The organism is Isoptericola nanjingensis (assembly GCF_050311635.1).
Classification (GTDB): domain Bacteria; phylum Actinomycetota; class Actinomycetes; order Actinomycetales; family Cellulomonadaceae; genus Isoptericola; species Isoptericola nanjingensis.
Map to the genome: position 1 here is coordinate 398,117 of NZ_JBNOZL010000006.1, position 10,808 is coordinate 408,924.

At 72.9% G+C, this 10,808-nt stretch carries 7 protein-coding genes; all 7 read right to left on the reverse strand.

Annotated features, from left to right (window positions below; all coding sequences use genetic code 11):
• Positions 1-36: 36 nt before the first annotated feature.
• The 7 genes from ACQP6G_RS14385 to ACQP6G_RS14415 all read right to left on the reverse strand — a co-directional run bounded on the left by ACQP6G_RS14385 (position 37) and on the right by ACQP6G_RS14415 (position 10,696).
• Positions 37-3,090: a glycoside hydrolase family 2 TIM barrel-domain containing protein gene (locus ACQP6G_RS14385; RefSeq protein ID WP_429765175.1), complete on the reverse strand. Its 3,054-nt coding sequence runs from the start codon at positions 3,088-3,090 to the stop codon at positions 37-39.
• Positions 3,091-3,097: 7 nt separating this feature from the next.
• Positions 3,098-4,015, reverse strand: coding sequence for a carbohydrate ABC transporter permease (locus ACQP6G_RS14390; protein ID WP_429765177.1), 918 nt, complete (start codon positions 4,013-4,015; stop codon positions 3,098-3,100).
• Positions 4,012-4,914: a carbohydrate ABC transporter permease gene (locus ACQP6G_RS14395; protein WP_429765179.1), complete on the reverse strand. Its 903-nt coding sequence runs from the start codon at positions 4,912-4,914 to the stop codon at positions 4,012-4,014. The genes ACQP6G_RS14390 and ACQP6G_RS14395 overlap by 4 nt, the downstream gene beginning before the upstream one ends.
• A complete protein-coding gene (locus ACQP6G_RS14400; RefSeq protein ID WP_429765180.1) occupies positions 4,911-6,245 on the reverse strand; it encodes an ABC transporter substrate-binding protein in 1,335 nt (444 codons plus the stop codon). The genes ACQP6G_RS14395 and ACQP6G_RS14400 overlap by 4 nt, the downstream gene beginning before the upstream one ends.
• A gap of 111 nt (positions 6,246-6,356) precedes the next feature.
• Positions 6,357-7,505 carry a Gfo/Idh/MocA family protein gene (locus ACQP6G_RS14405; RefSeq protein ID WP_429765182.1) on the reverse strand — a complete coding sequence of 383 codons (1,149 nt, stop codon included), beginning with the start codon at positions 7,503-7,505 and terminating at the stop codon, positions 6,357-6,359.
• A gap of 118 nt (positions 7,506-7,623) precedes the next feature.
• Entirely contained in the window at positions 7,624-9,945 is a 2,322-nt protein-coding gene (locus ACQP6G_RS14410; RefSeq protein WP_429765184.1) for a rhamnogalacturonan lyase, read from the reverse strand.
• Positions 9,946-10,036: 91 nt separating this feature from the next.
• On the reverse strand, positions 10,037-10,696 hold the full coding sequence (locus ACQP6G_RS14415; RefSeq protein WP_429765186.1) for a hypothetical protein: 660 nt from the start codon (positions 10,694-10,696) through the stop codon (positions 10,037-10,039).
• Positions 10,697-10,808 lie beyond the last annotated feature (112 nt).

A 10,808-nucleotide genomic window follows, 5' to 3' on the forward strand; every position in this document is an offset into this window, starting at 1 on the left:
TCTCGGCGAGTCGGGTTCTCTATCTCGGCACGACCGTCACAGGGCTCGCCAGCGCAGCTCGAGGGTGCGGGCCTGCGGGCGGAGCATCGCCGTGGGCCAGACGTCGGGGCCGCACGCGCGCGAGCCCAGGCCGTGCTGGGCGGCATCCACGTACAGGTGGTGCCGCTCAGGCACGGGCAGCTCGTGCGGGTGCGCCGCTGCGGAGAGCTCGTGGGCCGAGTGCCGGGCGAGCGTGAACCCGGGCAGGCGGCCGCGCGCGTCGCGGCCGAGCGTCAGGCCCGCCCAGGGCCTGCCGCCGCGCTCCAGCACGAGCTCGCGCACCTCGGACCGGTGGCCCGACTCCTGCGGCCGGGCGTATTGCACCGACAGGTCGTCGATCCCTGCGCGGTGGCGGCCCACCACGACCGAGGAGCGGACGTCCGGGTACGAGTCGTGCGGGCCCAGCCCGAACCACCCGGCGCAGTCGACGTCGGTCGGCAGCGCGAGGTGCACACCGACCCGCGGCCACACGTCGTCCCAGTGGTCGTCGGGGGTGAGGACGACGCGCAGCACCGCCTCGACGACGCCGTCTGCGGCCCGCTCCGCGGTCCACGTCTCCTCGACGTCGATCGTCCTGCGGCTCTGCGCCGCGGACACCCGCCGCAGCACCCGCAGCCGGTCGGCCGACTCGTCGACGGCGACGGTGCGGTGCGTGAGCCGGTCCAGGCCCTGGCGGCGCCAGCGGTCGGCGACCGGCGGCGCGGGGGTGCCGCGCCACGGCAGGGTCGTCGGGTCGTCGACGTCGTAGCTGCCCATCGCGGCGCCGCGGTCGTTGTCCGTGGGCGCGCGCCACAGCTCGACTCGCGGCGCGGACACGTCCGCGCCGGCGAGCGCGACCAGCTCCGGGCCGCGGAACGCGACGGGCGCGTCCGCGAGCGCCACGGCCGGACGACGCGTGCGGGCGACCGCCCGCGTGGGCAGCACCCACTGGTCGCGCGCCACGACGTGCCCGGCGTCGGCCCACGACGCCGCCTCACGCAGCACGAGCTCGACGGTGAGGAACGCCTCCACGCCCGGGCCCGCCTCGGGCAGCGACGCCGGGTCGAGCAGCGCGACGTCGACCCGCTCCCCTGCCTCCACCGACGTGCGGTCCTCGCCCGAGGCGACGACCTCGCCGTCGTTCTCGACCCGCCAGCGGAGCACCAGGTCGGAGGTGTCCGCGGTGTGGCGGCGGTTCCAGACCTCGACGGCTCCCGACGCCGGACCGCCGGACGGCCGCACGACGACCGGCCGCTCGACGTGCCAGAACTCGACCAGCCCGGGGCTGGGGGTGTCGTCGGACAGCACCATGCCGTCCATGACGAAGTTCCCGTCGTGCACCACCTCGCCGAAGTCGCCGCCGTACGCGAAGTACTCGACGCCGTCGGGGGTGGTGGTGCGCAGGCCGTGGTCGCGCCACTCCCACACGAACCCGCCGTGCAGCCGCGGGTGGGTGTCGACGAGCGCGCGGTACTGGTCGAGCGCGCCCGGGCCGTTGCCCATGGCGTGCGCGTACTCGCACAGCAGGAACGGCTTGGACCGCTGCCGGGCGGAGTCGGCGATGCTGCAGCCGAGCACGGGCGACAGGTCGTCGCTCCCGATCGACGCCGTCTCCGGCACCGTCGAGTACATCCGCGAGTAGACGTCGGTGTACTCGCCGGCGTAGTCGCCCTCGTAGTGCACGGGCCGCGACGGGTCGCGGTGGTGCACCCACTCCGCCATCGCCGCGAGGTTGCTCCCGGTGCCCGACTCGTTGCCGAGCGACCACAGCACGATGCTCGCGTGGTTCTTGTCGCGCTCCACGGTGCGCCGCACGCGGTCGAGGTACGCCTCGCGCCAGCGCGGGTCGTCGCTGGGGTTGCCCACCCAGCCGCCGGCCTCGAAGCCGTGCGTCTCCAGGTCGGTCTCGAGGATCACCCACAGGCCCAGCTCGTCGGCCAGGTCCAGGACGCGCGGGTGCGGCGGGTAGTGGCTGGTGCGGATGGCGTTGACGTTGTGCTGCTTCATCCGCGCGAGGTCGGCGCGGGCGTGCTCCTCGTCGAAGACGCGCCCGCGGTCGGGGTGCGTCTCGTGCCGGTTCATCCCGGAGAACACGACCCGGCGACCGTTGACGAGCAGCAGGTCGCCCACGATCTCCACCCGCCGGAACCCGACGCGCAGCGACACCGTCTCGCCCGCCGACGCCACCGTGACGTCGTACAGGTTCGGCTCCTCCGCCGACCACGGCTCGACGGCGCCCACGGCGACGGGCGCGACGTCATCGGGCGCCGCCCACGCGACGTCGACCCCGAGCTCGGGCACCCGCAGCCGCACGGGGAACGCGGCGGCGTCCGCCCGCACCTCGGGGACGAGGGCGCCCTCCCCGGTGGCCGGGTCGTAGTCCGCGTCCAGCCACACGTCGTCCAGCGCCCCGGCGGGCCGGTGCAGCAGCGTGACGTCGCGGAAGATGCCGGGCAGCCACCACTGGTCCTGGTCCTCGAGGTAGCTCGCGGCCGACCACTGCACCACGCGCACGGCGACGGTGTTCGTGCCCGGGCGCACCGCGTCGGTGACGTCGTACTCGTGCGCGAGCCGGCTGCCGGACGCCGAGCCCACCTCCTCGCCGTTCACCCACACCGTGAAGAACGACTCCACGCCGTCGAACCGCAGCAGCACGCGGCCGTCCTCTGTCCACGACGTCGGCACGTCGACCTCGCGGCGGTAGTCGCCGGTCGGGTTCTCGTCCGGCACGTGCGGCGGGTCCACGGGGAACGGGAACTGCACGTTGGTGTAGATCGGGAGGCCGTGCGCGCCGTCGCCCTCGAGGACCCAGTGCGCGGGCACGGGGAGCTCGCCCCACCCGGCGTCCGCGGACGTCACGTAGCCGGGCCGCGCGAAGTCCGCGATCCCTTCGCCGTCCGGCAGGACGCCATGGGCGCCCGGCGCGCCGGGCACGCCCGCCAGGAGGCGGAAGTCCCACGTGCCGTCGAGGGAGAGGCGAGGTGCGTCCCCGGCGGGCGCGGACCGCGGCGGCTCGACACGCCCGGACCAGGGCGCGGTGGACTCGTGCGGGAGCGGGGAGAGCGGGGTCATGCGGCGATCATGCCTTCACGGCGCCTTCCGTCAGGCCGCCGCGCCAGAACCGTTGCAGCACGATCATGGCGACGGCGAGCGGGATGACCGAGAGCAGCACGCCCCCGGTGGTGAGCTCGTAGAACTCGGGCAGCCGGTCGGTCTGGCTGTTCCAGTTGTTGAGCCCGAGGGTGATCGGGTACAGGTCCTGATCGCTCAGCATCACGAGCGGCAGGAAGTAGTTGTTCCAGATGCCGACGATCTGGAAGAGGAACACCGTCACGAGCGCCGGCGTCATGATCCGCAGCCCCAGGGTGTGGAAGATGCGCAGCTCCCCGGCGCCGTCGATCCGGGCGGCCTCGACGAGCGAGGTGTCCACGGTGGCGTCCGCGTAGATGCGGCACAGGAAGAACCCGAACGGCGACACCAGCGACGGGATCAGCACGCTCCAGTACGTGTTGGCGAGCCCGAGCTGGCTGAACAGCAGGAACAGCGGCAGGGCGGTGGCCGTGCCGGGCACGAGCACCCCGCCGAGCACGAGACCGAAGATGAGGTTGCGGCCCCGGAACTGGTACTTGGCCAGGGCGTACCCGCCGGCCGCCGCCAGGTACGTGGCGATCAGGCCGCCCACCCCGGCGTACAGCACCGAGTTGGCGAACCAGCGGATGAAGACGCCGTTCCCGTAGGTGAGCACGGCGGCGAGGTTGTCGAACAGCGCGAAGGAGTTGCCGAACCAGAAGCCGTTGGTGCCGAAGAGGTCGTCCGTCGTCTTCGAGGCGGCGACGACCACCCAGTAGACGGGCACGAGGAAGTAGATCGCGACGACGGCGAGGATCCCGGTGACGAGGATCGTCGTCGCGGGGCGCCGACGACGACCGCCGGGGGTCGCGGCCGGGACGCCCGTCGGGTCGGTGCGCTGCGGCGCGGTGGAGACGGCGGTGGTCATCGCGAGCTCCTGTTCGTCAGCCTCAGGAAGAGGAAGGACAGCGCGAACGCCACGAGCGCGATGAGCACGGACTGAGCGGCGGCGACGTTGTAGTCGTTGTAGGCGAAGGCGGTCGTGTACGCCGACAGGTTGGGCGTGTACTGCGAGTCGATCGCCGGCGAGACGCTCATGAGGAGCTGCGGCTCGGCGAAGAGCTGCAGCGTGCCGATGATCGAGAACACGGTGGTGAGCACCAGGGCGGGGCGGATCAGCGGCAGCTGGATGCTCCACGCCGTGCGCCACGGGCCGGCGCCGTCCACCCGCGCCGCCTCGTACATCTCCGGCGGGATGGCCTTGAGCTGGGCCACGATGATGAGCATGTTGTAGCCCGCGTACGTCCAGGTGACGATGTTCGCGATCGACCACAGCACCGTCCCGGCGCCGAGGAAGTCGGGCGTGAACCCGAACAGCGTCTCGGTGAGGTCGATGATCGGGCTCAGGCCGGGCACGTAGAGGAACGACCAGAGGATCGTCGCGATGACGCCCGGGATGCCGTACGGGAGGAAGTACGTGGCGCGGAAGAAGCCGGGCCAGCGCGCCGAGGCCGACTCGAGCAGCAGGGCCAGCACCGTCGCGGCGACGATCATCACCGGCACCTGCACGACGCCGAACAGCAGCATCCGCCAGATCGACGCGACGAAGTTCCCGTCCTCCAGCGCGATCCGGTAGTTCTCGAACCAGGCGAACCCGGTGGTGACGCCCTGCTCGCCGAACAGACCGGCGCGGGTGACGGTGGTGAAGCTCTGCCCGATCGCCACGATGATCGGGAGCACGAACGTCAGCAGGAACAGCAGCAGGAACGGACCCACCAGGATCCAGGGCGCGCGCCCGACGGCGGTGCTCGCCTTCTTCGCGGTCATCGCTCTGCCCTCCGGATCCTCAGGCCCTTCTGTCGGAACACCTCGATGGTCCGGTCCTCGGCGGCGACGACGGCGTCCACGAGCGTGCCGCCCGTGGCCTTGCGCCGGAACCCGTCGCCCAGGATGTTGAACGTCTGCTGCGTGATGGGCCACCACTGCCAGTCGGGGTTCTGGTCCTGCGTGGCCGGCTGGAAGACCTCGGTGTTGTAGCGCTGGCCGCCGAAGAACTCGCTCGGCTCCTCGCGCGCCGCGCCGATGTAGTCGCGGGCCGGCGACCACCCGATGCCGGAGTACTTGATCATCGCGTCGATGCCCTCCGGGTCGGTGTTCATCCAGACGGCGAACTCCATGGCCTCCTTCGGGTGCCGGCTGTTCGCCAGCACGGCGGACGTCGAGCCGCCGATGAACGAGGACCCGAAGCCGTGGTCCCAGCGCGGGGCGGGCGCCACGCGCCACTTGCCCTCCGCGCCGCTCACGCTCTGCAGCAGCGCGTCGCCCCAGCTCGCGCTCACGAGCGACGCGATCTGGTCGTGCGCCGCGGCCGCGTACCAGCCGGGCGTGTAGGGGTTGGCAGCCGTGGTCACGAGGCCGTCGTCGATGACCTGGTCGAAGAAGCGCGCGACGTCGAGCGTGGCCTCCCCGGCCATGTCGATGACCCAGCCGTCCTCGGCGCTGCGCAGCCACGTGGCCCCGGCCTGCATGGCGTGCGCGGTGAACACGGACGTGTCGTCGAGCGGGAAGGAGTCGATGTACGCGTCGATCTCGCGGAACGCGGGGGCCACCTCCGCCCACTCGGTCCACGTGGTGGGGACGTCGGCGCCCACCTGCTCGTACAGGTCGGGCCGGTAGTACATGCCCACCGGGCCGGAGTCCTGCGGGATGCCGTAGACGCCGCCGGCGAAGCTCACCTGGCTCCACAGCGTCTCGTCGAACTTGTCCGCGTGCTCGGAGACGCCGTACCGCTCCAGGTCGACGAGCCCGTTGACGAGCATGAACTCCGGCACGGTGCGCATCTCCACCTGCGCCAGGTCGGGCCCTCCGCCGGCCGCGAGGGCGGAGTACATCTTCTGGTAGCCGCCGTCGTTGCCGCCAGGGATCCAGGAGACCTGCACCTGCACGTCCGGGTTCTTCGCGTTCCAGATGTCGGCGACCTTCTGCAGGTCCTTGAGCCACGCCCAGTACGTGAGCGTGACCTTCTCCCCCGCCGCCGCCGGCACCACCGGCTGGGCGTTGACCGACGTCGTGCCGGGCGTCGCGCACCCGGCGAGCAGCGCCGACGCTCCCCCGGCGAGCCCCCAGCCGAGGAGCTCCCGTCTCGTGACCTGTCGCATCCGTCCCCACTTCGTCGTGACGTCGGGCCGGGGCGGGTGCCCCGGGCTCGTGTGAGCGTGGTCACGCTAACAGCGGGGCGGACGCCCGGGTCAAACCCGTCTCAGGGCGTGTCAGACGGCGGCGGGGACGTCCTTGACCGGCGGCCAGGGGGTGCCGGTGCCGGCCATGGAGGCGTGGAACGGGTCCCCGTCGACGATCTCTCCGGCGCGGACGGTGGCGTCCGTGAACGCGGACTTGTAGATCGCCGCGGCCAGCTCGAGGGTCGCGCGGGTGTCCGCGACGGTGACCGGCAGGACGTCGCCCGCCGTGAACGCCCGGTAGGTGGGCACGAGCTGCGCCAGGTGGCCGCTCGCGCCGCCGTCGACGGAGGTTGCCGACGCCGCGACGCCGGCCGCCCACGCCTCGGCGACGTCCTCGCGCCCGGCCACGGGCGTCACGGTCCAGCTCGTGTCGTCGTAGCCGTACAGGTGCTCCAGCTCGACGGTCGCGGCCTCGGTGTCGAAGCGCAGGCGCGACGTCTGGCGCGGGGAGATCGCGGAGTTCGTGATCGTCGCCATCGTGCCGCTCGCGAACCGCACCAGCGCCGTGGAGACGTCCTCGGTGTCGGTGTGGCGGGCGAGCCGGCCGGCCATCGCCCGCACCTCGGTCCACGGGCCGAGCACGGCCAGCAGCAGGTCGAACTGGTGGATGCCGTGGCCCATGGTGGTGCCGCCGCCCTCGGTGTCGAAGCGGCCCCGCCAGGGAACGGCGAAGTAGTCCGGCGTGCGGAACCAGAGGGTGTCGCACTGCGCGACGTACGCGGCGCCGAGCGTCCCGTCGTCGAGCAGCCGGCGCAGCCGCTGGATCCCCGCGCCGAACCGGTGCTGCACGATCTGGGTGAACCGGCCCGGCAGGCCGGCGTCGATCGCCTGCCGCTCCGCCGCCGCCAGGGCGTCGGCCTCCGCAAGCGACAGGACCGCCGGCTTCTCCACCACGACGTGCGCGCCCGCCCGCAGCGCCGCCACCGCGGCCTGCAGGTGCACCGACGGCGGCGTGCAGATGTGCACGACGTCGACCTCGCCGGCGTCGAGCAGGGCCTGCAGGTCCGTGGAGTGGTGCGGCACGCCGTGCGCCGCCGCGAACGCGGGGGCGCGGTCCGCGTCGACGTCGACGACGTGCGTGACCTCCACGCCGCCGGGTCCGCCGTGCGCGGCGAGCGCGCGGACCGCCTCGACGTGCGCGCCGGCGATCGCCCCCGCGCCCAGGATCGTGACCTTCATGAGTGCTTCTCTCTCTGCCGGGGTAGTACGGACCTCGCCGAGGTAGTTCCCTTCTCGCCGAGGTAGTGGACCAGACCACTACCTCGGCGAGAAGGGAACTACCTCGGCAGGAGCGGGACTACCTCAGCGCCGGGACGGGCACCTGCGACCAGTCGGTGTCGGAGGCCAGGTAGAACCCGGGGTACGACGGCTGGTTGTAGGTGGTCTGCTGCCGGGCCACCTCGGCCCGGTACTGCGGGTCGTGCAGCAGGGTGTACATCTTCGTGGTGCTCACCTCGGTGGAGGTGTAGACCCGCAGCGCGGACGAGTCCGCGGTGCGCACCAGCACCTCCTCGCGCCAGTCGCCCAGCACGTCGGCGACGAGCGACGGGTTGCCCTTGGTGTCGTTGTTCGTCAGCGTGCCGTCCAGGGTGCGGCGCACGGTGCCGTCGCCGTCCACGATCTGCGGGGTCTGCTCGCGCGAGCCCGTGACGACCTGCGTGGTGCCGTCGGCGGCCCAGCGCACGGTCTGGTTGGTGCCCGGCGTGGTGGCGCGCAGCTGCTCGCCCGTGGCGCTGAGCAGCCCGGACGCGTCCGTGCCGTCCGGCATGGACGCCCAGACCTCGATGCCGGGGGTGGGGTCGACGTCGCCGGTCAGGCAGCGCCCCGTGTCCTTGCCGGAGAACGCGCCGAAGATCGCCTCGCCGGTCGCGGCGTCGCGCAGCACCGAGCCGTAGGGCACGCCCGCCCCGCCCTCGTGGCAGGTCCAGATCTCCAGGCCCGGGCGGGCCGGGTCGATGTCGGTGACGTGCATCGCGTCGCCGTGGCCGAGGTTCGCCGTCGCGCCCGGGTTCGACGACCCCTCCGGGAGCGTGTCGGACGACGAGTACAGCAGCGTGCCGTCGTCGTCGAGCGTCGCCGACCCGTAGACGATCTCCTGCTTCCCGTCGCCGTCGACGTCCGCCGCGGACAGGGAGTGGAACCCCTGCCCCCACAGCCGGGTGAGCGGCCTGTCCGGGTCGGGCTGGACGCCCTTGTTCTCGCTGTCCAGGAACGGGTTGTTCATCGGCTTGAAGCCGGAGTCGGCGGTCCAACGGGTGCTGATCTTCCGGCCGTCCCAGTCGTAGGCCACGATCGCGGCGCGCGTGTAGTACCCGCGGGCGAAGATCGCCGACGGGTGCTCGCCGTCGAGGTACGCGACCCCGGACAGGAACCGGTCGACGCGGTTGCCCGGCTCGATCCGGGTCCACTCGTAGTCGCCCCAACGCAGCCCGTCGTCGGTGCGTCCGGGCTCGTAGTCCACGGTGTCCAGGGGCTTGCCGGAGCGGCCGTCGAAGACGGTGAGGTACTCGGGTCCCGTGAGGACGAAGCCGTCGAACGTGCGCAGGTCGTTGCGGTCGGAGCGGGCGGGCGCCCACTCGTCGACGTAGTAGTCGACCAGCTCGCGCGCGTCCGCCTCGGACAGCGGGTAGTCGTAGCGCGGCTCGATGCCGAGCGCCGTCTCAATCGTCGCCGGCCACTGGCCGCTCGCGACCTCGGGCTCGTCCGTCCAGCCCTGGAACAGCTCCACGAGGTGGTCGGCGTAGTCCGCGGCGCTCCAGCGGAAGTCGGAGGCGTCCGTGACGCCGGCCTTGCGGTCCGCCTTCGCGATCGGCACGTAGCGCTCGTTCGCCGGCTTCCCGTGGCGATAGGTCGTGACCTTGGTGCCGGGCGCGGTCTTCATCATGACCTCGGCGGTCCCGTCGCCGTCGAAGTCGTACACCGGGAACTGCGTGTAGTGCGCGCCCGAGCGGACGTTCACGCCCATGTCGATGCGCCACAGCTGCGTGCCGTCCAGCTCGTACGCGTCGAAGTAGGTGTTGCCCGTGTACCCCTTCTGCGACACGTCCTTGGCGCGCGACGGATACCACTTGACGACGATCTCCAGCGCGCCGTCGCCGTCCAGGTCCGCCACCGACGCGTCGTTGGCCGAGTACGTGATCGGCTCGCCCAGCGGCGTGACGTCGTCGGCGGGCTTGTTCAGCGGGACGTCGAGGTGGTCGTCGGCCCAGGCGGTGACGGCGGCGCTGCGCGTGCCGACCCGGTCCCTGCCGTGCTTGTCCTGCGTCACCGGCGCGACGGCGTAGCGCGAGGCCGCGGTTCCCTCGGCGTCGACGTAGTTCGTGGAGTCCGTGACCGTGGCGACCCGCTTCCCGTCGCGGAAGACGGCGAAGCCCGGCCCGGCCATCCCGGTGCCGGTGTGGCCGGTGACCTCGTCGCCCAGCAGCCGCCAGGACAGGAAGACGCCCTCGCTCGTCGAGGCCGCGACCAGCCCCCGGTCGAGGTGCTCCAGCTGCACGCCCCCGGTCCCCCCGGCGCCCCCTGACGGGGCGGGCTGGGCGGTGGCCGGCACGCCACTGACGGCGAGCACGCCCGCCGTCAGCGCGGCGAGGGCACCCACGGTGGTTCTGGTCGTTCGCATGGCACGTTCCTCTCTGCATCGTTGCAACTCGGATCGGACACGGTCCGTCGGGCGCGCGCGACACACCCCGGTGTCGGCGGGCGCGGGCGGGTCAGACGTCGGCGCGGCCGCCGCGGCGGGCCTCCACGCCCACCACGGCCAGCGCCAGCAGGCCCCCCACCACCAGCACGAGCGGCGGCAGCATCCACACGAAGACGACGCACAGGGCGGCCGCGACGGCGACCAGCACCGAGCCGGTCAGGTCGTCCTGCGTGCGCTGCACGCCCGCGGCCAGCGCCTGCCGCGCGGTGCGGGCCCCGGCGTCCTGCCCGTCGGTGGACTCGGCCCAGGCGCCGGCCGCTCGGGCCAGCACCGCGACGACGGCGGCCGCGGCGACGGCGACCACCACCGCGACGACACCCGCGCCGGGCAGCACGTCCGCCCGCGCGAGCTGCCAGTCGAGGGCCAGCAGCAGGGCCATGCCGACGGCGGCGAGGCCGAGCGGCCACAGCGCCCGGACCGCGGCCCACCAGTCGCGGACGAACCGGCTCACGCCGACGTCGTGGCCGGTCACCTGGCGGCGGACGTGCGCCACGCCCGCCGCCAGGGAGGGTACGGCGGTGACCAGCAGCAGGCTGCCCACCGCGACGAGCACACCGGCCAGCACCACCTCGGCGAACAGCGCCAGCGCGGCGCCCGTCTTGGTCTCGCCCCCGGCGGCGGCCTTCCGCCGCCGGTCGCGACCGCGCTCTCGTCCGCCCCGTGCCGCCATGGCCACCCCTTCCGTCGTCGTGCCGCGCACCATCCTCAGCCCTTGAGGCCTTGGGTGGCGACGCCGTCGACGATGTAGCGCTGGAAGAGGATGAAGAAGATCATCACGGGCA